The sequence below is a fragment of the Paraburkholderia sp. BL17N1 genome (assembly GCF_003634175.1).
Classification (GTDB): Bacteria; Pseudomonadota; Gammaproteobacteria; order Burkholderiales; family Burkholderiaceae; genus Paraburkholderia.
Map to the genome: position 1 here is coordinate 380,808 of NZ_RBIW01000001.1, position 23,235 is coordinate 404,042.

General features: G+C 64.4%; 24 protein-coding genes, 1 other RNA gene and 1 riboswitch. Of the genes, 12 read left to right on the plus strand and 13 right to left on the minus strand.

Annotated elements, in window-relative coordinates; translation table 11 throughout:
- Nucleotides 1–142 precede the first annotated feature (142 nt).
- A complete protein-coding gene (locus B0G82_RS01690) occupies nucleotides 143–562 on the plus strand; it encodes a PaaI family thioesterase (protein ID WP_106279901.1) in 420 nt (139 codons plus the stop codon).
- 104 nt (nucleotides 563–666) lie between these two features.
- On the opposite strand, the gene B0G82_RS01695 is transcribed toward B0G82_RS01690, so the two are convergent.
- Both B0G82_RS01695 and B0G82_RS01700 read right to left on the minus strand, forming a co-directional pair.
- Nucleotides 667–1,083, minus strand: coding sequence for a DoxX family protein (locus tag B0G82_RS01695; RefSeq protein ID WP_121306463.1), 417 nt, complete (start codon nucleotides 1,081–1,083; stop codon nucleotides 667–669).
- Nucleotides 1,084–1,235: 152 nt separating this feature from the next.
- Nucleotides 1,236–2,696, minus strand: coding sequence for a cobyric acid synthase (locus B0G82_RS01700; protein ID WP_199730113.1), 1,461 nt, complete (start codon nucleotides 2,694–2,696; stop codon nucleotides 1,236–1,238).
- A 264-nt stretch (nucleotides 2,697–2,960) separates the two neighbouring features.
- Here B0G82_RS01700 and cobU point away from each other — a divergent pair, with 264 nt between their 5' ends.
- From cobU to B0G82_RS01720, 4 genes are read left to right on the plus strand one after another with little or no spacing between them, the layout of a single operon-like run.
- The gene (gene cobU, locus B0G82_RS01705) at nucleotides 2,961–3,515 is read left to right on the plus strand and encodes a bifunctional adenosylcobinamide kinase/adenosylcobinamide-phosphate guanylyltransferase (protein WP_121308582.1); all 555 of its coding nucleotides are present in this window, start codon (nucleotides 2,961–2,963) and stop codon (nucleotides 3,513–3,515) included.
- Nucleotides 3,515–4,450: an adenosylcobinamide-phosphate synthase CbiB gene (gene cbiB / locus B0G82_RS01710; protein WP_121306465.1), complete on the plus strand. Its 936-nt coding sequence runs from the start codon at nucleotides 3,515–3,517 to the stop codon at nucleotides 4,448–4,450. The genes cobU and cbiB overlap by 1 nt, the downstream gene beginning before the upstream one ends.
- The gene (gene cobD / locus B0G82_RS01715) at nucleotides 4,443–5,507 is read left to right on the plus strand and encodes a threonine-phosphate decarboxylase CobD (RefSeq protein WP_121306466.1); all 1,065 of its coding nucleotides are present in this window, start codon (nucleotides 4,443–4,445) and stop codon (nucleotides 5,505–5,507) included. The genes cbiB and cobD overlap by 8 nt, the downstream gene beginning before the upstream one ends.
- Nucleotides 5,508–5,562: 55 nt before the next feature.
- Complete coding sequence (locus B0G82_RS01720) at nucleotides 5,563–6,465, plus strand: cobalamin-binding protein (protein WP_121306467.1); 903 nt, start codon at nucleotides 5,563–5,565, stop codon at nucleotides 6,463–6,465.
- Nucleotides 6,466–6,492: 27 nt separating this feature from the next.
- On the opposite strand, the gene cobC is transcribed toward B0G82_RS01720, so the two are convergent.
- From cobC to B0G82_RS01750, 6 genes are read right to left on the minus strand one after another with little or no spacing between them, the layout of a single operon-like run.
- On the minus strand, nucleotides 6,493–7,083 hold the full coding sequence (gene cobC, locus B0G82_RS01725) for an alpha-ribazole phosphatase (protein WP_106279891.1): 591 nt from the start codon (nucleotides 7,081–7,083) through the stop codon (nucleotides 6,493–6,495).
- A complete protein-coding gene (locus B0G82_RS01730) occupies nucleotides 7,068–7,844 on the minus strand; it encodes an adenosylcobinamide-GDP ribazoletransferase (protein WP_121306468.1) in 777 nt (258 codons plus the stop codon). The genes cobC and B0G82_RS01730 overlap by 16 nt, the downstream gene beginning before the upstream one ends.
- A 42-nt stretch (nucleotides 7,845–7,886) precedes the next feature.
- Nucleotides 7,887–8,948, minus strand: coding sequence for a nicotinate-nucleotide--dimethylbenzimidazole phosphoribosyltransferase (cobT, locus tag B0G82_RS01735; RefSeq protein WP_121308583.1), 1,062 nt, complete (start codon nucleotides 8,946–8,948; stop codon nucleotides 7,887–7,889).
- Nucleotides 8,949–8,983: 35 nt separating this feature from the next.
- The gene (locus tag B0G82_RS01740; protein WP_121306469.1) at nucleotides 8,984–9,826 is read right to left on the minus strand and encodes an ABC transporter ATP-binding protein; all 843 of its coding nucleotides are present in this window, start codon (nucleotides 9,824–9,826) and stop codon (nucleotides 8,984–8,986) included.
- Nucleotides 9,826–10,878, minus strand: a complete 1,053-nt coding sequence (locus B0G82_RS01745) for an iron ABC transporter permease (protein ID WP_121306470.1) — start codon at nucleotides 10,876–10,878, stop codon at nucleotides 9,826–9,828. Before B0G82_RS01745 ends, B0G82_RS01740 begins: the two co-directional genes overlap by 1 nt.
- Before the next feature lie 30 nt (nucleotides 10,879–10,908).
- Nucleotides 10,909–12,810, minus strand: a complete 1,902-nt coding sequence (locus tag B0G82_RS01750; protein WP_121306471.1) for a TonB-dependent receptor — start codon at nucleotides 12,808–12,810, stop codon at nucleotides 10,909–10,911.
- Nucleotides 12,811–12,900: 90 nt separating this feature from the next.
- Nucleotides 12,901–13,172, minus strand: a riboswitch (cobalamin riboswitch).
- Nucleotides 13,173–13,380: 208 nt separating this feature from the next.
- On the opposite strand from B0G82_RS01750, the gene B0G82_RS01755 reads away from it, so the two are divergent.
- The 5 genes from B0G82_RS01755 (at nucleotide 13,381) to B0G82_RS01775 (ending at nucleotide 15,835) form a co-directional block, all read left to right on the plus strand.
- On the plus strand, nucleotides 13,381–13,737 hold the full coding sequence (locus tag B0G82_RS01755) for an ATPase (RefSeq protein WP_106279879.1): 357 nt from the start codon (nucleotides 13,381–13,383) through the stop codon (nucleotides 13,735–13,737).
- Nucleotides 13,734–14,048, plus strand: a complete 315-nt coding sequence (locus B0G82_RS01760; RefSeq protein WP_121306472.1) for a cell division protein ZapA — start codon at nucleotides 13,734–13,736, stop codon at nucleotides 14,046–14,048. Before B0G82_RS01755 ends, B0G82_RS01760 begins: the two co-directional genes overlap by 4 nt.
- A gap of 133 nt (nucleotides 14,049–14,181) precedes the next feature.
- A non-coding RNA gene (gene ssrS / locus B0G82_RS01765) (6S RNA) lies at nucleotides 14,182–14,363 on the plus strand.
- 107 nt (nucleotides 14,364–14,470) lie between these two features.
- Nucleotides 14,471–14,929 (plus strand): EVE domain-containing protein, encoded by a 459-nt coding sequence (locus B0G82_RS01770; RefSeq protein ID WP_116142629.1) that lies wholly within the window; start codon nucleotides 14,471–14,473, stop codon nucleotides 14,927–14,929.
- Nucleotides 14,930–15,103: 174 nt separating this feature from the next.
- On the plus strand, nucleotides 15,104–15,835 hold the full coding sequence (locus tag B0G82_RS01775) for an SIMPL domain-containing protein (RefSeq protein WP_116142630.1): 732 nt from the start codon (nucleotides 15,104–15,106) through the stop codon (nucleotides 15,833–15,835).
- Nucleotides 15,836–15,932: 97 nt separating this feature from the next.
- Here the strand turns inward: B0G82_RS01775 and lgt are convergent, their stop codons facing one another.
- Together lgt and B0G82_RS01785 are read right to left on the minus strand one after the other, a co-directional pair.
- Nucleotides 15,933–16,838, minus strand: coding sequence for a prolipoprotein diacylglyceryl transferase (lgt, locus tag B0G82_RS01780; protein ID WP_121306473.1), 906 nt, complete (start codon nucleotides 16,836–16,838; stop codon nucleotides 15,933–15,935).
- A gap of 119 nt (nucleotides 16,839–16,957) precedes the next feature.
- Nucleotides 16,958–17,944 (minus strand): LysR family transcriptional regulator, encoded by a 987-nt coding sequence (locus tag B0G82_RS01785; RefSeq protein ID WP_121306474.1) that lies wholly within the window; start codon nucleotides 17,942–17,944, stop codon nucleotides 16,958–16,960.
- Nucleotides 17,945–18,122: 178 nt separating this feature from the next.
- Between B0G82_RS01785 and ilvD the strand changes: the two genes are divergently transcribed.
- On the plus strand, nucleotides 18,123–19,796 hold the full coding sequence (gene ilvD / locus B0G82_RS01790; protein ID WP_121306475.1) for a dihydroxy-acid dehydratase: 1,674 nt from the start codon (nucleotides 18,123–18,125) through the stop codon (nucleotides 19,794–19,796).
- Between the two features lie 184 nt (nucleotides 19,797–19,980).
- On the plus strand, nucleotides 19,981–20,319 hold the full coding sequence (locus B0G82_RS01795) for a c-type cytochrome (protein ID WP_116142634.1): 339 nt from the start codon (nucleotides 19,981–19,983) through the stop codon (nucleotides 20,317–20,319).
- Nucleotides 20,320–20,384: 65 nt separating this feature from the next.
- Here B0G82_RS01795 and B0G82_RS01800 read toward each other — a convergent pair whose 3' ends face one another.
- From B0G82_RS01800 to B0G82_RS01810, 3 genes are all read right to left on the minus strand, one after another.
- Entirely contained in the window at nucleotides 20,385–21,095 is a 711-nt protein-coding gene (locus tag B0G82_RS01800) for a DUF2486 family protein (protein ID WP_116142635.1), read from the minus strand.
- Between the two features lie 92 nt (nucleotides 21,096–21,187).
- On the minus strand, nucleotides 21,188–21,604 hold the full coding sequence (locus B0G82_RS01805; RefSeq protein WP_121306476.1) for a DNA polymerase III subunit chi: 417 nt from the start codon (nucleotides 21,602–21,604) through the stop codon (nucleotides 21,188–21,190).
- A 58-nt stretch (nucleotides 21,605–21,662) separates the two neighbouring features.
- The gene (locus B0G82_RS01810) at nucleotides 21,663–23,189 is read right to left on the minus strand and encodes a leucyl aminopeptidase (protein ID WP_121306477.1); all 1,527 of its coding nucleotides are present in this window, start codon (nucleotides 23,187–23,189) and stop codon (nucleotides 21,663–21,665) included.
- Between the last annotated feature and the right edge of the window lie 46 nt (nucleotides 23,190–23,235).

Below are 23,235 nucleotides of genomic sequence, written 5' to 3' on the forward strand. Positions count from 1 at the left end.
AGTGTGCCCGGATTCGTGCCGGGTTCAGTGCCACCTGCTGATCCAGCCGTTGATAATATCGAGAAATGCACGTTGGCCGAAGCCCCCAAACGGCTAATCGGCCGGCGTGCCCGCCGATTTTTCCATCGAGGACCCGAATCTCATGAGCAAACTGCGCCCGGAATACACCGTCGAACGTCTCCACGAACGCCAGAAAGGCTCGCTGCCCGGCTTGCTGGGCGTTCATGTGCTGTCGCTGGAAGAAGGCGTCCTGACCGCGGAATTGGCCGTGCGCACGGAATTGCTCGCGCCGAATGGCTTTTTGCACGCCGCCACCGTGATCGGTCTCGCCGATACCGCCTGCGGTTACGCCTGCCTCGCCCACTTGCCGGAGACGGCACGCAATTTCACGACCATCGAGCTGAAAAGCAATTTTCTCGGCACGGCGACGGAGGGAACGATCCGCGCGGTCGCCACGGGCGTGCATCTTGGGCGCAGCACGCAGGTGTGGGACGCCACCGTCACCGATCCGAACGGCAAGACCATGGCGCTGTTTCGCTGTACGCAGATGGTGTTGTATTGAATGCATGAAGCCGGCGCAATGGAGCGCCGCGCCATGAAAAAAGCACGCGGCCTTCCGGGCGCGTGCTTTTTTTGACTGGGTTTGGCCCTACTGGGCCTGGCCGGTCAGGCAGCCACCGCCCGCGGCGCCCTCGCCCCACTGAACGCCAGCGCCCCGGCGCCGAGCAGCGACTGCACCGCCAACGTCACCGCCCAGAACGCCGGATACTCCCAGCCGCCATGCGGCGACGCGAAGCCCCAGCCGTTATGCAGATGTTGCGACATCGCGCCGAGCATGAACGGCAGCAGCACCAGCGCGACCCAACGGACCTGCACGCCGAGCAGCAGCGCGATGCCGCCGAACAGTTCGACGAACGCCGTCACATAGCCGAGCCAACCCGGCAAGCCGAGCGAAACGAAGAACTGTGCCGTGCCGGGCAGCGTGAAGACGAAAATCTTCTGCAGACTGTGAGCGAGATACAGCACGCCCAAGGCGACGCGAAGAAGTAGAGCGGCCAGATCGGCGGAGCGATTCGAGTTCATGACGAGATCCTTGAGAGAGGGACAGCCTGGAACCGGCCGTCAATATCGGAACTCTATTCGAACCATATGAGGCAAAAAACCGTCTTATGAGCTTTGATTATTTCTCGATAGGATTTAATCGGCCCACCCATCCCGCCGCGCCGGACGCCAGGTCACCCAATCGCCGCAAACAATTTCGGCAGATCGAGATGCACCGCAAGCGTATCCGCAAGACGTTCCAGCGACGCTTCGCGCAACGCCGGATAGTCGATTTCCTCAGCATCGCGCAATCCCGCCCATGCGAGCAACGCGGCGCAGGCGGCCGGCGTGTCGAACACCCCGTGGACGTATGTCGCGAGAATCTGGCCGTCGGCGGAAATCGCGCCGTCGGGATGCGCGGCGTGCACATCGCCCAAGCGCAGTGCGGGCGTGTCGAGCGCGGGGCCGCGCGTTTCGCCCATATGGATCTCGTAGCCGGCCACTTCGGGCGAGCCAGGCAACGCGAGGTGCCCGGTGACGTTCTTGAGCGTCTTGTCGCGCGTGAGCACCGTCGAGTAGTCGAGCCAGCCGAGTCCGGCCGACGTCCCCGGCGCGCTCTCGACACCATGCGGATCGGCCACTTCACGCCCAAGCATCTGCATGCCGCCGCAAATGCCGATCACACGGCCGCCGTAACGCAAATGCTTTTGCAGCACCGCGTCCCAACCTTGCGCGCGCAAAAACGCCAGATCGCCGGGCACGTTCTTCGAGCCCGGCAGAATGATCAGATCAGCCGGCGGCGGTGGCGTGCCGCTACGCACGTAGTGAAAATCAACCTGCGGATGCGCGCGCAGCGCGTCGAAATCCGTGTGATTGCTGATGTGCGGCAGCACCGGCACGACCACTCTCAGCATGCGTGCCGCGCCGCCGCTATGCGCCGCGCGCAACTCGGGCGGCAGCATGTCTTCGGCGTCGAGCGTGAGGCCGTGCAGGTACGGCACGACGCCGAGCACCGGCTTGCCGGTCTTCGCTTCGAGCCAATCCAGGCCGGGCTTCAGCAAACTGACGTCGCCGCGAAAACGGTTGATGATGAATCCGCGCACCCGCGCCTGCTCGCTCTCCGACAGGCACGCGAGCGTGCCCGTGAGATGGGCGAACACACCGCCGCGGTCGATATCGGCGACCAGCACGACCGGACAATCGACCGCTTCCGCGAAACCCATGTTGGCGATATCGCGATCACGCAAATTGATTTCCGCCGGACTGCCCGCGCCTTCGACGAATATCGTCTCGTACGCCGCCTGCAGACGCGCATACGATTGCAGCACCGCTTCGAACGCGACGGGTTTGTAGTCGTGATACGCGCGCGCGTCGAGATTCATGCGCGCCTTGCCATGGATGATCACTTGCGCGCCGCGGTCGCTGGTCGGCTTGAGCAGCACCGGGTTCAGATCCGTGTGCGCGGCAATCCCCGCGGCGATCGCCTGCAAAGCCTGGGCGCGACCGATCTCGCCGCCGTCCACCGTCACCGCGCTGTTGAGCGCCATATTCTGCGGCTTGAACGGCGCGACCCGCACTCCGGCGCGGCGCGCGAGGCGGCACAGCCCGGCGACTAGCGTGCTCTTGCCGGCATCGGACGTGGTGCCCTGAATCATCAGCGTGCCGCGCGGCACAGGTAGGGCGACAGGCGGGGTCGAAGTGGTGGTCACGGAATCTCGGGCTTGGCGGTGAACAGTGAGTCGATTGGGTTAAGCAGTGAAGCAAGCGGCGACGCGGCGACACTGCGCGCGGGGTGTGGAACGCGGCTAAACGCATGCATGCCACTCGCGTCGCGTAGTTCGCGTCGTTCGCACCAAACCCGTCGAACGCGGCATTATCCCATCGCGCCGGCCCGCGCTGCACGCCGGTACAATCACGCGATGACTCCCCGCGACCTCACCTTCGTACTCGGCGGCGCCCGCTCAGGCAAGAGCATGCACGCCGAACAGCTTGCCGCCGACAGCGCTCTCCCCGTCACCTACATCGCCACCGCGCGCGTGACGGACGACGCCGAATTTCGCGCGCGCATCGCGCATCATCGCGAACGGCGGCCGGGGCATTGGCAACTGTTCGAAGCGGGCGTCGATCTCGCTGGCGCCGTGACGCAAAACGACGCGTCCGGCCACTGCATCCTGATCGATTGCCTCACGTTGTGGCTCGCCAATCTGTTGTGTCCGCCAGATAGCGACGCTCTGCCGCTCGAGCGCTATCACGCGCACTTCGCCGCGCTCGAAGCGGCCCTCATCAACGCCAAAGGCAAGCTCATCGTGGTCAGCAATGAAATCGGCCTGGGCGTGGTGCCGCTCGGTGCGGCCACGCGTCTTTACGTCGATGAACTCGGCCGGCTCAACCAGCGCATCGCCGCGTTGAGCACTCAGGCCACGATGATGGTCGCCGGTTTGCCGCTCGCGCTGAAAACCGCGAGCCACGCGTAATGCTCTCGCTCCCGCTTCTCGTGACGCTGGCCACCGCGGGCGTCGCCGTCGACCGCTGGTTCGGCGAGCCGCGCGCGGCGCATCCGCTGGTGGGCTTCGGCAACTGGGCGAAGCGCCTGGAAAAACGCTACAACACTGGGCGGCGCCTACGTCTTAAAGGTCTGCTGGCGTGGTCGCTGGCGGTCATGCCGCCGGTGCTGATCGCATGGTGCCTGGTCGCCGTGCTGCCGTTCTACGCGGCCTGCGTGGTGCATGTGCTGCTGCTGTGGTTCGCGCTCGGCGCGCGCAGTCTGCACGAGCACATCGCGCCGATCGCGCAGGCGTTGGTGCAGCGTGATCTCCCGCAAGCGCGTTTGCTGACCGCGCGCATCGTCTCGCGCGAAACCGCGGACGCCGACGAAGGTGCGTTATCGCGCGCCGCCGTCGAATCGGCGCTCGAAAACGGCAACGACGCGATCTTCGGCGCGCTATTCTGGTTCGCCATTGCGGGCGGTCCGGGCGCGCTCGCGTTCCGCCTCGCCAATACGCTCGACGCGATGTGGGGTTATCGCACGCCGCGCTATTTGCGCTACGGCTGGGCCGCCGCGCGTATCGACGACGTGCTCAACTGGATTCCCGCGCGCCTGACCGCCGCGAGCTACGCGTTGCTCGGCGACACACGCACCGCGTGGCGCTGCTGGCGCGAGCAGGCGCCAAGGTGGGACAGCCCGAACGCCGGGCCGGTGATGGCTTCCGGCGCGGGCAGCCTGAACGTGCTGATCGGAGGGCCGGCGGTGTATCACGGCGCGCTGGAACACCGGCCGACGCTCGGCTTCGGGCATACCGCGAAAGCCAGTCACGTGAGCGCCGCGTTGATGCTGGTCGAGCGCACGGTGATTCTGTGGCTTGCGGTGTTGATCGTGCTGGCGTTGTTAAGCGTACCGTTTCATGGTTGATTCAGTGAATGTCCACGTGGGCGGCGAAGCATTCGCCGCGATAGATGCGGTCGTGCACGGCGGCAATCTGCACGAAGCGGCGCGGCGCTACGACATTCCGTACGCACAGTGGCTCGATCTGTCGACGGGTATCAATCCGCACGGCTATCCGGTCCCGCCGGTCCCCGCCGATGCCTGGCGCCGTCTGCCCGACGAAGGCGACGATTTCGCCGCGTGCGCCGCGCGCTATTACGGCGCGCCCGACGCGGCACATGTGCTGCCGGTCGCGGGCAGCCAGGCGGCGATTCGCGCGCTGCCCGCGCTGCTGCCGCGCGCATGCGTCGGCATTGCGCCGCTTACGTATAGCGAATACGCGCCCGCATTCGAGCGCAGCGGCCATGAAGTGATGCCGCTCGACGTCGCGCGGGAAACGTTGCCCGAAGCACTCGTGCATGTAGTCGTCGTGAATCCGAACAATCCCACCGGCGCGCATCTGAGCGCCGCCAGGCTGCGGCACTGGCATGCACAGCTGAGCGCGCGCGGCGGCACGCTGCTGGTCGATGAAGCCTTCGCCGATACGCTGCCGTCTGCCTCACTCGCGGCGAGCACGCATCGCGACGGCTTGATCGTGTTGCGCTCGCCGGGAAAATTCTTCGGCCTCGCCGGCGTACGCGCCGGGTTCGTACTCGGTGTGCCTGCTTTGCTCCACAGTTTGCGCGTCACGCTAGGCGCTTGGACGGTCAGTGGTCCAGCCCGGCACGCCGTCAAAGCCGCATTCGCCGATGAAGCCTGGCAACGTGATATGCGCACACGGCTCGATGCAGAAAGCGCGCGGCTGACCGGTCTGTTGCATGCGCAAGGTTTCAACGCCCGCAGCACGCCGCTTTTCGCGTGGACCGACGACCCACGCGCCGCCGCTCTGCATGCAGCCCTCGCACGACGTGGCGTGTGGACGCGTTTATTCACATCGTCGGGCAGCGTGCGATTCGGCTTGCCCGCGAGCGAAGCTGAATGGGCACGCTTCGAAGAAAGCATGCGCGAAGCCGTACGAGAAATCGATCCCACACGAGCGGGTTGATTCAGAAAAAGTCGAACTCGCTCCCCCAATCATTCCGTACCCCGCAGCCTCACCGATGAACCGACTCGCCCTCGCCTTCGCACTCTTCATCACCGCACATCACGCTCACGCCGCCATCTCCGTGACCGACGACACCGGCGCAACCGTCACGCTGCCCGCTCCCGCGCAACGCGTCATCAGCCTCGCGCCGCACGTCACCGAATTGCTGTATGCCGCGGGCGGCGGCGCGAAAGTGGTCGGCGCCGTCTCGTACAGCGACTATCCGCCCGAGGCGAAACAGTTGCCGCGCGTCGGCGATAACAAAGCACTCGATCTCGAACGCATCGTCGCGCTCAAACCCGATCTGATCGTGGTGTGGCGGCATGGTAATGCGCAGCGTCAGCTCGATCGCCTGCGCGAGATGCACATTCCGTTGTTCTTCAGCGAGCCGCATCATCTCGATGACGTCGCCGTGTCGCTGACGAAACTCGGACAATTGTTGGGCACGTCATCGACCGCGGATGCGGCGGCGGCCGCCTATCGTCAGGACATCGCGAAACTGCGCAACCAGTACGCGAGCCGGACGCCCGTCAGCGTGTTCTATCAGGTGTGGGATCAACCGTTGATGACGCTCAACGGCAAGCATATGGTCAACGACGTCATCGCGCTGTGCGGCGGCCGCAACGTGTTCGCCGGACTCGAGCCGCTGGTGCCGACGGTGTCGACGGAAGCGGTGCTCGCCGCGAATCCGGAAGCAATCGTCACCGCAGCGCCGGGCGCGACCAAACCGGACACCACCTTGCCGCAACTCGGCACATGGCGCGCATGGCCGAGTCTGACCGCCGTGGCAAACAACAACCTCTTCGCGATCGACGGCGATCTGATCAACCGCCCCGCGCCTCGCATTGCGCAAGGCGCGAAGCAAATGTGCGAGGACCTCGAAGTGGCGCGTTCACGCAGGAAACCTGGCGCGCAGTAACGCGAGGACGATCAAGCGCAACGCGCCTCACGCATTCCACCGCACCAGCACCCACTGCTGCGTTTCATCGTTTCTACGCAACCAGACGATCCCGGTCGTATCGAGCGACCATCGCAAACACCGCTCCAGCGGCACGTCCAGCACGATCGACGCAATCGCCCGCATCACGCCCGCATGCGTGACCACATAAGCCGGCGACAACTCTCGCGTGAGCGCAAACGCGTCGAGCCATGCCCGTACCCGCGCGACGAACTGAGCGACGCTTTCGCCGCCATGCGCCCGCGCGTGTTCGAAGTTGACCGCCCAGTCGTCGAGCAATTCGCGATCGATGGCATCCCAGCGCTGCGCTTCCCAGTTGCCGAAATCCATTTCCATCAGCCGGTCGTCGTGACTGACCACGCTGCCGAAGTCGTTCGCCAACTCGGCGGCGAGCGCCGAGCAGCGCTTCAGCGGACTCGACATCAGCACGCGTGGCGCGGGCACCTGCAAGGTCGCGAGCTTCAGGGCAAGCGTCGTCGACGACACCTCGGCATCTTCGGCGAGCGCCACGTCGCTGTGGCCGTAACACACGCCCGCGTCGAGCGCGACCGCGGGATGACGAATCAGGACGATATCCATGCGAGCCCCACCAGGTAGATGCTCAATTCAAAAACTTGCTGCGCGAAACCGAGGCAGTCGCCGGTATACCCGCCAATGCGTCTGACGAAATAACGTCCCATCGCGATACGAAGCACGACCAGAACCACAACCACCGAACCCGCGAAGCGCCAGTCCGGCGCGGCGAGCCCATTCGGCCACAGCAACCACGGCAAACCGAACATCGCGGCGCACACGAACGCCCCGGCACTCAGGCGCTGCGCGACCGGTTTGGCCTTGCCTTCGGCGCGCACGTAATCGAGTGTGGCCAGGTAGCTGATCGCACAGGTGCGGCTCGCCGCGTGCGCGGCAATCATCAGACTTGCGGCGCGCATCGGCGGCAATGCGGCGAGCGTTTGCCACTTCAACGCAAGTGCGACGACGAGCGCGACAGCACCGAAAGCACCGATGCGTGAATCATGCATGATTCGCAATACGTCTTCGCGCGTATAGGCGCCACCGAACGCATCGACGCAATCGGCGAGGCCGTCTTCGTGAAACGCGCCGGTCACGAGCAGTGACGCGGCCATCGACAACAGCACCGCCACGCCCGCGGGAAATACACGCAGCGCGGCGAGATAGACCAGCGCGCTCAATACGCCGATCAATACGCCGACGAGAGGAAAATAACGCGCCGCCGCGTTCAGATAGTGCGGCTCATAGCCGACCCAGCGCGGCACGGGCACGCGCGTGAAGTAGCCGAGCGCTGTGAAGAAGTACCGCAGTTCAGCGAGCGGATTCATGATCGTGCGAGGCGTGCGTTTCTGTCTGAAAGATCGAACGGCTCACGCATCGCGATTCGCGACGCCGGCCGATTCGAAGCTCGCCATTTCGTTGACGAACGCCGTTGCCGCGCGCAATAACGGCACCGCGAGCGCCGCGCCGGTGCCTTCGCCGAGCCGCATGTCGAGCGACAGCAACGGCAGCGCGCCGAAATGATCGAGCATGCGCCGATGCCCCGCTTCGTTCGACGCATGCGCGAACACACAGTACTCGCGCGCGCTCGGCGCGAAGGCGTCGGCGATCAGCAAGGCCGAGGTGCCGATGAAGCCGTCGACCAGAATCGTCATGCGCGCCTCGGCGGCCGCGAGATACGCGCCTGCCATCATCGCGATCTCGAAGCCGCCGAAAGTGGCGAGCACGTCGAGCGGATCGCTGGACACAGGGTGACGCGCGAGCGCCGACGCCAGCACGTTGCGCTTCCTGGCGAGCCCCGCGTTGTCGAGCCCCGTGCCGCGGCCGACGCATTCGTCGATCGGCACGCCGCACAAGCGGCTCATCAGACACGCGGCCGCCGAGGTGTTTGCAATGCCCATCTCGCCGAAGCCGATCACATTGGTGCCGAGCGCCGCGTGATGCCGCACGCGCACCGCGCCCGCCTGCATCCCGGCGATTGCCTGGTCGCGGCTCATGGCCGGTTCACGCGCGAAGTTGCGGGTGCCGGCCATAACCGGAATGTCGATAAGACCCGCGGTGGATGGCAACGGCGTCGCAATGCCCGCGTTGACGACTTCGAGTTCGATGCCCGAGACGCGACTCAACGCATTGATCGCCGCGCCGCCTGCGAGAAAGTTGGCGACCATCTGCGCGGTCACCGCTTGCGGATAAGGGCTCACGCCCTCCTCGGCAACGCCGTGGTCGCCGGCGAACACGATCATCGCTGGGCGCCTCACGGTGGGATGCGTGGTGCGCTGGATCAGGCCCATCTGACGCGCGAGCGTTTCGAGCCGGCCGAGACTGCCGGGCGGCTTCGTCTTGGTATCGATAATGTGCTGCAACTCGTCACGCAGCGTTTGATCGAGCGGTTCGACTTCGGGCAATCCGGGCAAGCGTGGCAATGAAGTCATGAGCATGTCTGAAAGAGAATGTTGGAATGAAGCGATCAGCTTGCCGGCGTGTCATGGCCGGCAGGCGATTCGTGACGCGTGCGCGGTGCGGGAATCAGCGCCTCGTGTTCGCCGTCGCGAATCAGAATCAACGGGTAGCCGAATGCACGGCTCGCCAGCGTCTGCGTCAGCACGTCGCGCACCGGTCCCGCATACACGCCGCCCGCGCCGTCGAGCAGCAGCGCATGCGTCGCGAAACGGCGCGCGAGGTTCAGGTCGTGGCACGAAAACATCACTGTACGCCGAGGCTCGCGCGTCCACGTGGCCAGCGCTTCGAGGCAGTCGATCTGATGATGCAGATCGAGATGCGACAACGGTTCGTCGAGCAACAGCAACGGCGCGTCTTGGCACAGCACCGCCGCCAGCGCCACACGTTGCCGCTCGCCGCCCGAGAGCGACAGCACATCGCGCGCGGCGAATGCGGCGAGTCCCAACAGATCCAGCGCCGCGTGCGCCGCTTCGCGATCGGCTTCGCGCTCCCAGCCCCAGCCGCTGAGATGCGGGAAGCGGTTCAGCATCACGATATCGAGCACGCTCGCGCTGAATGCGTCGGGCGCGCTTTGCGGCATCAGCGCGCGCCGTTGCGCGAGCGGCATTGGCGGCCAGTCGGCGAGGCGCACGCAATCGAGTTCGACATGTCCCGCCGACGGTTGCAGCAAACCCGCGAGCGTGGAGAGCAAAGTCGTCTTGCCCGCGCCGTTCGGGCCGGCGATGCACCAGATTTCGCCGGCGTAGAAGGTATGCGTGAAGGCATCGAGCAAAGTGCGCGCGCCGACGCGCAAGGTCAGACGTTGCGCGCTGAGGGTCGCTTCATGAGAAGGAGCGTGACGGGTTTGCATCATCGGCGCCTGTGCAGCAGCATCCACAGAAACACCGGCACACCGATGATCGACGTGATCACGCCGACCGGCAACTGCGCCGGCGCGATCACGGTGCGCGCGATCAGGTCCGCGCCCATCACCGCGACGCCGCCGCCGAGTGCGGCGGCCGGCAACAGCATGCGCTGATCGTTGCCGAACGCGAGCCGCAGCATGTGCGGCACGACCAGTCCGACAAAGCCGATGGTGCCCGCCGTCGTCACCGCCGCGGCCGCCGCGAGCGAGGCCACCAGATACACCCGCAGACGCAGCGGCATCACCGCAACGCCTAACGCCTGCGCGGCGGCGTCGCCACGCAGCAGCACATTCAGACGCGGCGCGGCGGGCACGATCGCAACCAGCACGATGACGAGCGCGACGAGCGCCGTCCACGGCATCGCGCCGCCGTTGAGGTCGCCGGTCAGCCAGAACAGCATGCCGCGCAAGCGGTTATCGGGCGCGAGGTTGAGCAGCAAAGTAATCAGCGCGCCCCAGCCCGCCGCGATCACCGCGCCGGTCAGCAGCAAACGCGGCGACGTGTCCTGCGGTTCGCCGCGCCACAACTCGCGGCGCGCGAGGCCGAGCACCAGCAGGATCGACACGAACGCTCCGGCGAATGCGCTTGCGTCGACAATCCACCATGCGCAACCGGCGATCATCGCGACCAACGCGAAGCTCGCCGCACCGCCCGATACGCCCAATACGTAAGGCTCGGCCAGCGGATTGCGCAACAGCACCTGCAGCAACGCGCCGGCCAACGCGAGCAACGCGCCGCAGGCAAAGCCGGCCACCGCGCGCGGCAATCGCAACGTGCGGACGATTTCCGCAGTCAGGTCGGCGGCGCCGACAGACGGCGCATGCGACGGCATCAGCGCCGCCAGCACGCGCATCGGCGCGAGCGATACGCTGCCGAGCGCGAGCGACGCCATCAGCACCGCCAGCGCAATCAGGGCGAGCGCCAGCCAGATCGCGGCCGCGCGCTTCGCGCTCATCACGCGCAGTGTCGCGGGCATCGAACTCGAATGGCGATTCATCTGCGCGAACTCAACGACAGGGCGCAAGCGTCACTGCTGCTGCCAACCAACCGTGAGATACGCACCACGCCGTGGCGAGTTATACGAGTAGGCCGTTTCATAGTCCTTGTCCAACAGATTCTGGATTTGCGCGGCCACGTACCATGCTTTCGTGATGTTGTAGCGCGCCGACAGATTCACCACGCCATAGCCGCCCAGCTTGCCGCTGCTGTCGTTGCTCGGGCCGCTCACGATCCATTCGCCGCCCACCCGCCACCCGGCGATGCTGCGGTTCACCGTCAGCGCCCCGAAGCGCCGGGCGCGCCGCACGAGGTCGGCATCGTTGTCGAGGTCGACGGGATTTTGCAGCGTCAGCGACGCGCGCACGTCCGTCTTGCCGACATGGCCGCTCCACGATCCTTCGATGCCCTGCACCTTCGCATGGCCGACGTTCTCGGCCAGATAGATGCCGGGCGTCACCTGCTCGTAGTTAATCAGATTCGAATAGCGCGTCTGGAATGCGGAAAGGCGCATCACGCCGAGCGCATTCGATGCGTACTGCAGCGCGGCTTCGATCGAATGGCTGCGCTCCGGCTGGATCGCCGGATTGCCGCTGATCGGATAGTACAGATCGTCAAAGCTCGGCGCGCGAAACGAATCCGAATAGCTTGCGGTCACCTTCCAATGGCCGGTGATGTCGAAACCGTAGCCGAGATAGTAACTGTTCGCTCCGCCGAAATCGGAATACTGGTCGCGCCGCACGTTGGCCTGAAACTGGTTGCGCCCGAAGCGTCCCGTATAGCCGACGAAGCCCGAATCCACATGACGGTCCGGCGCCGCGAACGTGTCCGAATCGAGGCTTTGATCGAGATGCTCATAGCCGACCTGCAGTTTCTGCTGCGCGGCCAGCGCGAAATCGTTCTGCCATGTGTACTGGCGATTGTCTGTATCGAAGCGGCCGTTGTACACCCCGTTGGTGTTCGACACGCTGCGGTCGTCGCCTTCTGCGACGATGAAGTGCGTGGTCCACCAGTCGGTCAGCTTGCCGTTCGCGAACACCGAGACCTGGCGCACCTTGCTATACAGGTTGTTCAGATCGGTCGGCACGCCGTACGCGTTGTCGTAGCTGTTGTTGCCATTCGACTGCAAGTAGCTGGCGCCGGCGTCCCATTTGTCGTTGAACTTGTGGCGCAGCGAAGCCGAGATACTCTCGTTCAGATAGCCGTTCGCGTTCGGATTGGCGCTGGGCGCCTCCTTCGTATTCAGCGACGAGAAGCCGTCGTCCTTCGAACGCGCGAGCGAAATGCTGAAGGTCGTGTTGCCGTCCTTGTCCAATGCACCGTTCACGCCCGCCTGCTGCGTCTGCGTGTGATAGCTGCCGTAGCCGAGCGAAAAATTGAAACGCGGCGGGTGATCGCCGCCGTTTTTCGTGAACACCTGCACCACACCGCCGATCGCGCCCGAGCCGTACAACGCCGACACGTTGCCGTTCACCACCTCCACGTGATCGATCTGGTCGAGTGGGATCTGCGCGAGTTGCGACGCACCCAGACTCACCGAATCGACGCGCACGCCGTCGATCAGCAGCAGCGATTGCGTCGACGACGCGCCGCGCAAAAAGAGGCTCGTCGTCGAACCGGGGCCACCTGTGCGCGAGATTTGCGCGCCGGGCGCGAGTTGCAGGAGGCCGGGCAAATCGGTCGCGGTGGTGTCGGCGATATCCTGCTGATCGAACAGCGAGGTCTGCGGGATCGTGTCGGCGAGCGCTTGCGGCGCGCGATCCGCGGTCACCACCACGGGCGACAGCACCGCCGAAGAGGACACCGAACTCGAAGAATCCGCCGACGGAGACGAAGCAGATGAAGCAGAAGATGAAGACGCGACTTGCGCGTGCACGACGATCGGCAGGCTCGCAAAGGCGAGCAGCACCGCGCGGGCGAAGGGGGACAGCATGGGGTGAACGTCCTGTGGATAGCGTGCGCGGCCCGCTTCCCCGCAGGCCGATGCGTAACGAGGCGCCCGCGTATTTAACATTTTCGCGCGGGACGTGCCTCTCCCTCTGGCCGGTATCCGGGCTGGCGACGCATCGATCCCGCCTTCCCACGCGAGACGCGCAGTGGCACACTCGCGAGTTGAACTTCCAGCTCGCGAGCGGGATCGACTTGCATGACGAATGCGGTCGCTTACCGTTGCGGGGGCAGCGCAGGTTGGCGCGTTTAGCTGAATCCAGATGAACCGCGCGCCCTGCTTCCCGTTTAACTGCGTGGGCCGTTGAAAAAAAGCCGCACGCGGGCACCAGAGTGCGGGCAGTTTAGGAGCGGCCTCGGAGTCCGTCAAGAATGGTGAGATCGCAGGCCATGTGTTCTGTTAAGTGCAGGCTCTTGTCCGACGCGTGAGTACTTTTTCATCATATGGTCGATAAAAAGCCTGCACAAAGCGATGTTGTTACGTCTCGAAACGAGACAATTGTCGGAACCTGCGACATTCCGCGCTAAAATGCGATGTCTTTAGAGGACGCAGCAGATGCTCACCGAACTCGAAACACTTTCACAAAATATCGGCAAGCTGATCGCGATCAGCCAGCGCCACAATGAGGCGCGACTCGCGCTCGAAGAGCAACTCGCGCAATCGCGCGCCGACGCCGAAGCCACGCGCACGGAACTTGCAATGCTGCGCGAGGAACGTAACGCGCTGCAGGCGGAACGCGACGCGCTTTCGGCGAAGATCGACGACGCACAAGTGCGCCTGAACGCGATCCTCGAGAAGCTGCCGCGTGCGCGCGCGCACAGTGAGCCGGACAACCAGCTCGATCTGCTCGAGCCGGCTCAGCAAGTAGCCGAAGCCGGGAGCGACGTGACCCGCCACGGAGAAAATGCATGACCACCAAGCAGATCGAAGTATCGATTCTCGGCGTGCCCTATCGCCTCGCCTGCTCGCCGCAAACGGAAGCGGCGCTGCTCGAAGCGGTTGCACGCGTCGACGCCGAAATGTCGAAGATCCGCAATAACAGCAACGTGCGCGGCACGGATCGCATTGCCGTCATGGCTGCGCTGTCGCTGGCATCGGAACTGCTTAGACTGCAATCGAGCGTGAGACACGGAGAAGCATTTCCCGCTGAAGAAATCCGGCGTACAATGCATCAAATGAACGAACAACTAGGTACTGTGATTGAGCAGTACAGCGTGCAATAAGGTACATGTGTTATCGTGCTGCCGGTCCTGAGATCGGCGGCGGATTCAAACGGAATGTGTGAGCACAAGGTGTGCAAGATTCAGCAAACGTTTGAGTTCAATCGGTAGTTCGTTTTTCAGCTTCATCGGTTTAGCTTCCCTGCCTGGTTCGCCAAGGTCATATATTCCTTGAACCAATGCCATGTGCACGGTTGCGGAAATTTGTAGCACGGGTGTGCGCGTCACTCTGTCTGATGTACCCGAAGTGTTGCTAACTGCGACCAATTCTGAACCCCCGGTTCAGGATGCCGGCCTAGCGGCTAAGGCGGGGACCTTATTTAGAACGGCATCGGACTTCGGTTCGGTGCCGTTTTTCTTTGGGCGCTGTTTTTTGTTGGCCGATTTCTTCCGCATCTTCAACCCCTTAACGTTCAATTCGATTCATGCGCTACTGGCTAATGAAGTCCGAACCGGACGAAGCAAGCATCGACCATCTCGCCAAGGCACCGCATCGCACATTGCCGTGGACCGGCGTGCGCAACTATCAGGCGCGCAATTTCATGCGCGACATGATGCAGGTCGGCGACGGTGTGCTGTTCTATCACTCGAGCTGTCCGGAGCCTGGCATCGCGGGCATTGCGGAGGTATCGTCCACTGCGTATCCCGACCCGACGCAGTTCGACAAGAAGAGTCCCTACTACGACGCGAAGTCGTCGCAGGAAACGCCCCGCTGGGTGCTCGTCGATGTGGTGTTCAAGAAGAAGATTCCGCTTATCCCGCTCGCCGCGTTACGCGAGCACGACGAACTCGCGGACATGCGCGTGCTCGCCAAAGGCAACCGCCTGTCGATTACACCGGTGACCGAGGCCGAATGGCGATTCATCACCAAGCGGCTCGCCTGATCGTGCATGCCTGATGAATGCGTGGCGTGTATTTGTGCGCACGCAAACGTTAAAGCAACGTCAAACCCGGGAACCAAGCTCAGGTTACAAGCGCCTAACGATCTCGCAAACGCCATGCCACGGCGCGGCGGTTGCACCAATCGTGCACAACCTGTTCAAGCAAGGAGTCCAACAATGACGAAAAACACCGCACGTGCACTCGCTTTCGCCCTCGTCTGCGCCGCGCCCGCCGCGCTCGCACTGACGCCGGCCATGGCACGCGCGCAAAGCACCGGCCAATATCAGCCGGCCGGCGTGCTGTCGTTGAACGCGCAGGCCAGCGCTGAAGTGCCGCAAGACGTCGTCGATATCACGCTGTTCTACGAGCAGGAAGCGAGCGATCCGTCGGCGCTCACGTCAACGCTGAACCAGCGCGCCGATTCGGCGCTGCAAAGAGCCAAGGGTGTGAGCGGCGTGACGGCGCGCACGGGCTCGTTCTCGATCTATCCGTCCACCGACCGTGACGGGCGCATTTCCGCATGGCGCGGCCGCACGGAGATCGTACTCGAATCGCACGACTTCGCCGCGGTGTCCAAGCTCGCGGGTCAGATGGCATCGATCATGCAGGTCGGCAATGTGCAGTTCTCGCTCTCGCCTGAAGCGCAGCGCGCGGCGGAGCAGAAGCTCACCGGCGAAGCGATCAAGTCGTTCCGCGAGCAGGCCGCTTCGTCCGCGCAGGCGTTCGGCTACAGCGGTTATTCGATTCGCGAGGTCAACGTCGGCCACAACGGCGTGATGCCGCGTCCGGTGATGATGATGAGCGCGCGCGCCATGGGCGCCGACGCAAAGGCCGCGGCACCGGTGCCGATCGAAGGCGGAACGTCGACGGTAACCGTCAATGTGTCCGGCTCGGTGCAGATGAAATAACGCTTCCTGGTGGTAGAAGCACTGCTTCGACGCAGTAAAAGAAAAGCCGCTCGCGCGGCTTTTCTCATTGACCACTCGCCACGATAAACCGTAGCGGTCAGTTCGCGCTGACCGCCTGCGCCGGTTCGTGGCGCGCGCGGCGATAAGACCACACCAGCATGCCGATACCGACGACGATCATCGGCAGCGACAGCCATTGGCCCATGGACAAGCCCATAGCCAGCAGGCCGAGGAAGTCGTCCGGCTCGCGCGCGAATTCGACCGTGAAGCGCGCGAGGCCGTAGCCGATCAGAAACACGGCGGAAATCGCGCCCATTGGCTTTGGCTTGCGTGAGAAGAAGAACAGCACGAAGAACAGCGCGACGCCTTCCAGGGCGATTTCATACAGCTCCGACGGATGGCGCGGCAGCATGTGATATTGCGCGAATACTTCGTTCAGGTGCCATTGCGCGGCCAGTTGCGGATGCGCGCTGAGCCACGCGGCGTCGTCGGGCGCGGCGCCCGGAAACAGCATGGCCCACGGCGCCGACGGATCGGTCACGCGGCCCCACAACTCGCCGTTGATGAAATTGCCGAGACGCCCTGCCGCGAGCCCGGTCGGCACCATCGGCGCGACGAAGTCGGTGACCTGCAGCCACGAGCGTTTGCGCTGATACGCGAACAGCACCATGGCCAGCGTCACGCCGAGAAAGCCGCCGTGAAACGACATGCCGCCTTCCCAGACCTTGAAGATGTCGAGCGGATGCGCGAAATAAAAGCTCGCCTTATAGAACAGCACGTAGCCGAGGCGGCCGCCGAGAATCGTGCCCAACACGCCGTAAAACAGCATGTCGTCGATATCCTTGGCGGTCCAGCCTTGCGCGGCGACATACGGCAAACGCAGCCGCAACCGGCCGACCACGATCGCCGCGATGAACGCGACGAGGTACATCAGTCCATACCAGCGCACGGCGAGCGGCCCCAGATGAATGGCAATGGGGTCGAAATTGGGGTGAATAAGCATCGTGTTGTTATGGGCAGTTCAGGTTCAGAAGCGAAATGTCTAGTAACGGGCGGCGCTGCCCGCAGCTTGCGGTGCATGCATTGGACGGTCCGGCCGGCAATGCGTTCGCGCGGACGCGTCTATAGGCGCGGCGTGGCGGATTGTTGCGCTTCGACGGTCGCCGCATGCGCCCGCACGATGTCGATGAAACCCGCCAGCACCGGGCTCACCTCCGCGGTCCGCCAGACGAGGCCCGTCTCGATCGCGGGCACCGACTCGGAAAGCGGCCGGTACACCACGCCGGTGCGGCGCAGATTACGTAACGATTGCGGCACCAGTGCGACACCCATGCCGGCCGACACGAGGCTCACGATCGTTTGCATCTGGATCGCTTCCTGGCCGACCCGGGGCGCAAGGCCCGCCACGCCGTAGCAATCCATAATGATGTCATAAAAGCCCGGCGCCAGACGTCTTGGGAAGATCACGAGCGGCGCGTCGGCGACATCGCGCAGGCTGATCGGCGTATCCAGCCATTCGGCGCGAGGGTCGGCACGGTCGCCACTGGCGCTGGCCACGCGCGCCGCCATCTCCGTCGACATGGCGATCACTAGCGGCTCGCGCGCGATCGGCAGCCACGAGAGCTGGGTGGCGTGGCGCGACGGCAGCGGCGCGATCACGAGACCCGCGTCGATACGCCCGGCCACCAGTTCGTCGACCTGTATGTCGCTGGTGGCTTCGGTCAATTCCAGCCGCACGCGCGGATGACGCGCGCCGAAATCGCGCAGCAACAGCGGAAGAAGCCCGTAGTCAGCCGTGGACACGAAAGCCAGCGACAACACGCCCGCCTCGCCGCGCGCAAGGCTCTGCGCGAGCGGTCGCAGGCCCTCGGCGCTCGCCAGCAGGCGCTGCACCTCGGGCAGCAAATCTGCGCCCACTGACGTCAGTTCGACGGAACGCTTGGTGCGCGCGAACAGTTCGACGCCGAGCGTCTCTTCAAGCGCGCGAATCGCTTGCGACAAGGGCGGCTGCGTCATCGAGAGGCGCACGGCCGCGCGCCCGAAGTGCTTCTCTTCGGCGACGGTCACGAAATAGCGCAACTGACGCAGGTCAGGAATGGCTGGCAGCATGAGTGATACATTTTACGACCTAATGAGCCACGAATAATACATTGGACGCGCGCATCGCAAAACTGCGTCGTTGCGCGGCACGCCGGTCTACACTGAACGGATGCCGCCGGCAGCCCACGCCGGCGCGACTGAAACCCGCGGCGCGGTGCGGATCAAAACAAAAGGACAGGAGCTCCCCATGGCATACAACCGTCGTTCGAAGAACATCACGCAGGGCGTGGCGCGCTCGCCGAATCGCTCGATGTACTACGCGCTCGGCTACGAGAAGGCCGACTTCGACAAGCCGATGATCGGCATCGCCAACGGCCATTCGACCATCACGCCGTGCAACGCCGGCTTGCAGCGTCTCGCCGATGCCGCCGTCGCCGCGATCAAGGGCGCCGACGCCAATCCGCAGATCTTCGGCACGCCGACCATTTCCGACGGCATGTCGATGGGCACCGAAGGCATGAAGTACTCGCTCGTGTCGCGCGAAGTCATCTCCGACTGCATCGAGACCTGCGTGCAAGGTCAGTGGATGGACGGCGTGGTCGTGATCGGCGGCTGCGACAAGAACATGCCCGGCGGCATGATCGGCATGCTGCGCACGAATGTGCCGAGCATCTACGTGTACGGCGGCACGATCCGGCCGGGCAACTGGAAGGGCACCGACCTGACCATCGTGTCGTCGTTCGAAGCCGTGGGCGAGTTCACGGCCGGCCGGATGTCGCAGGAAGATTTCGACGGGATCGAACAGAACGCGTGCCCGTCCACGGGTTCGTGCGGCGGCATGTACACCGCCAATACGATGAGCTCGTCGTTTGAGGCGCTCGGCATGTCGCTGCTGTATTCGTCGACGATGGCCAATCCGGATCAGGAAAAGGTCGACTCGGCGGCCGAATCGGCCCGCGTGCTGGTCGAAGCGGTCAAGAAGGATCTGAAGCCGCGCGACATCGTCACGAAGAAGTCGATCGAAAACGCCGTGGCCGTGATCATGGCCACCGGCGGCTCGACCAACGCCGTGCTGCACTTCCTGGCGATCGCGCACGCGGCCGAAGTAGAGTGGAGCATCGACGACTTCGAGCGCATGCGCAAGAAGGTGCCGGTGATCTGCAATCTAAAGCCGTCGGGCCAGTTCGTGGCCACCGACCTGCATAAGGCGGGCGGCATTCCGCAAGTCATGAAGATCCTGCTCGACGCGGGCATGCTGCACGGCGATTGCATCACGATCACCGGGCGGACCATCGCCGAAGAGTTGAAGGATGTGCCGGGCAAGCCGCGCGCCGATCAGCAGGTGATTTTCCCGATCGACAAGGCGCTCTACAAGGAAGGCCACCTCGCGATCCTGAAGGGCAACCTGGCCGTCGATGGCGCGGTCGCCAAGATCACCGGCCTGAAGAACCCGGTTATCACCGGCCCGGCGCGCGTGTTCGACGACGAGCAAAGCGCGCTCGAAGCGATTCTGGCCGACAAGATCGTGGCCGGCGACGTCGTGGTGCTGCGCTACCTCGGCCCCAAGGGCGGCCCCGGCATGCCGGAGATGCTTGCGCCGACCTCGGCGATCATCGGCAAGGGTCTTGGCGAAAGCGTCGGGCTGATCACCGACGGCCGCTTCTCGGGCGGCACGTGGGGCATGGTGGTCGGTCACGTCGCGCCGGAGGCCTTCGTGGGCGGCACGATCGCGTTCGTGCAGGAAGGCGACTCGATCACGATCGACGCGCACAAGCTGCTGCTGCAACTGAATATCGACGACGCCGAACTGGAGCGGCGCCGCGCCGCATGGCAGCAGCCGAAGCCGCGTTACACGCGTGGCGTGATGGCGAAGTACTTCGCGTTGGCACAGCCGGCCAACAAGGGGGCGATAACGGGCTGAGCGACGGCTATGGCTATGGCTATGGTTGGAGTGGTGAACGCAAGTCGCCTGGAATCGCGGCGACCGGCCTCTGAGAAGGCCTAAAGCTACGTAAAAGCGAAAGGGGCACATGGGAAACCGTGCGCCCCTTTCCTTTTATAATGCTGGCACCACAAGTCGGGCGCTTGCACCGACGGAGACCAGAATGAAATCAAAGTCGCACACAGCGCTTGCAGCGGCCGTCGTGCTGGGCGCCGCGTTGAATGCCGGCAGTCCGGCGGCGCACGCCGAGGCCGCTGGCCTCGCGCTGGCCCAGCAGCAGAACTGCATGAGTTGCCACTCGGTCACGCGTTCCTTCATGGGACCGGCGCTGCATGATGTCGCGGCGAAATATGCCGGCCGCGAAGACGCCGCCACTTATCTGAAGCACAAGATTCTGGATGGCAGCACGGGCGTGTGGGGTGAGGTGCCGATGCCCGCGAATACGCAACTCACGCCCGATCAGGCAGCTACGCTCGCAAGCTGGGTGCTCACGCTCAAATAAGCCTGTTCAGGCGAGGAGCACTGCGCGCGAGCGCCGCTTGGCGCGCCCGCGCTTCACCTCACAGATCACGCGCTGCCTGAGGCGCGCCGCGCGATCTCTTCCACCACCGCTTCCCGCACCCAGCTTGTCATCTCATTCTCCAGCGTGAGCGCCACTTCGCGCGTGATCTGGTCGATGAGCCACCCCGTGTGCGCGTGCAAGGTTTCGCGGCAACGTTCCTCGATCACGCTGCGCCCGTCGCCCGCCAGGAAACCCGCGATGCGTCGGCGCAGACGTTCGGCGATGACGTCGGCATCCAGATCGAGATCCACAGGCGGCTCGGCCGCGCCTTCGCGCGCGATATCCGGCGGTACAGTCGAGCCCGCCTCGAGCGGCGTAATCGGCTCGGCCCGATCGAACACGCCCGCCGACGTCGCGAATGCGTCGTCATGCGCATGCCGCGTTTCGGCGGCCTGATGCGAGCGCGAACGCTTCTTTGGATGGTGATGATCGGCCGCTTGCCGCGGCTCGGCCGGTTGCGGCGCCACCGCCGGCTGCGCTGCGAAAGTCGGTTCCTGTGCGTGCAACGGCTGCGCCGCGAGCACCGGTTCCGCCGACCTCACCTGCTCCGGCGTCAGCACCGGCTGCGGCGCGAGCACGGGCTCCGCCTTGAAACTGGGTTCGCGCGGGCCGTCCAGTTTGGCCGCATCGGTCGACGTTTGCTGCGGTTGCACAGGATGACCCTGCACGAGAACCTCGTGCAGAACCGGGATCGAATCGTCGTTGGGATCGGACACGTGCACTCTCCGTGTTTGAGTCGAAGCTGAAGCAGCCCGCGCGCATGCCGAATGACTGAACCCCGACACACGCGACGCGGACCGAATGGGACCTAGCTGCCTTGCTTGTAGTTGTTCAGAGCATAGCCGCGATCGCGATAGAAGCGATAGCGTTCGCGGCCCGCCGCGAGTTCCTCGTGTGCGTTACCGACCACTTCCAGCAATCTTTCGAAGCGCGCGAATTGCGCCGGCACCGTGGCGCCCAGATTGAGCAGCACCTGATGATGCGGCACATCGTCGAGGCTGGAAGTGAGCACGATCGGCGTTTGCGCGGCGAGCGGCGTGCCCGCCATGCAGTGCGGCACGAACTCGAGCGGCGCGAAGGTCCACAACTGTTCGTCGAGGGCCTTCAGGCGCGCGGGCTCGGCCAGCACGATGGTCGGCTGGCCCGCCTGATACGCCTTGCGGATCAGGCGGCATGCATACAGCAGCGAATCGCCGACGTTCGAGTGAAAGTCGATTCTCGTCATCGGCGGCTCCGCCTGGCGGCTGCATTCGCAGCCGCGCCCGCACCTTTACTGCATTGCGTCATTGTGAGGCGCGACCGTCAGCGGCCCTATCGATCAGGAACTGCGCGAGCAATGGCACCGGACGGCCGGTTGCACCCTTCGCCGCACCGCTCTTCCACGCCGTGCCCGCGATATCCAGATGCGCCCACGGATAGGCTTCGGTGAAGCGCGACAGGAAGCACGCCGCCGTCACGCTGCCCGCCGGACGGCCGCCGATGTTGGCCAGATCCGCGAAGTTCGACTTGAGCTGATCCTGATACTCGTCGTCGAGCGGCAGGCGCCAGGCCGGGTCGGACGCTTCACGCGATGCGTCGAGCAGCTCGCCCGCCAGCGCGTCGTCTTTCGAGAACAGGCCGCTGTTGTGATGGCCCAGCGCGATGATGCAGGCGCCCGTGAGCGTGGCGATGTCGATCACCGCGGCCGGCTTGAAGCGCTCAGCGTAGGTGAGCGCGTCGCACAGGATCAGGCGGCCTTCAGCGTCCGTGTTGAGCACTTCGATCGTCAAGCCCTTCATGCTGGTGACGATGTCGCCCGGCTTGGTGGCCGTGGCCGACGGCATGTTCTCAACCGCCGGAATGATGCCGACGACATTGATTTTCAGGCCCATTTCGGCGACGGCGCGCAATGTGCCCAGCACCGAACCGGCGCCGCACATGTCGTACTTCATCTCGTCCATGCCTTCGCCGGGTTTCAGCGAGATGCCGCCCGTGTCGAACGTCACGCCCTTGCCGACCAGCACCACCGGCGCGGCTTTCGCGGCGCCGCCCTGGTACTGCAGCACGATGAACTGCGCCGGTTCGACCGAGCCGGCCGTGACCGACAGGAACGAGCCCATCTTGAGCGCTTCGCACTGCTTTTCGCCCAGCACTTCGACCTTCAGCTTCCAGTCTTTGGCGAGCTTCTTGGCGGTGTTGGCGAGGTAGGTGGGGGTGCAGACATTGCTCGGCAGATTGCCGAGGTCGCGCGTCAGGTCCATGCCGTTGGCGAGCGCGGCGCCCTGCTTCGCGGCCAGCTTGGCGGTCTTCTCGTCGCCGGTGTTGACGCTGAAGACGATGCGCTTCAAGGCGCGCACCGAATTATCCGGCTTGCTCTTCATCTGCGTGAACTTGTAGGTCAGCTCGCGCAGCGCGAGGATCGCTGCGCGCACGCCCCAATCGGCCGTGCGTTCGAGGATCGGCAGTTGCGCCAGCGTGAAGGTGACCTGGACGATCTTGGTGCCGAGCAGCGCGCGCCAGGCGGCCCGCACGGCGTCGCCGTAGGCTTTCTGGTTGAAAGCGTCCTGCTTGCCGAGGCCGACCAGCAGCACGCGGGACGCGCCGATGCCCGACACTTCATGCAGGAACAGCGTGGTGCCGGCCTTGCCGTCCATGTCGCCGGCCTTGATGATGCGGGTCAGCAGGCCGCGGGTGGCCTCGTCGATCTCGAGAGCCGCACCCGACAGGGTTTGCGACTCGAACACGCCGATTACGATGCAATCGGATTTCCCAGTCAGGAAACCGTTTGACGAGCCTTTGGTCCAATCACAGGCTTTTATGCTAAAGTCCATCGCGCTTGTCCTCGGATAAAATCTGGGCTTAGGATGAAAGCCGCAA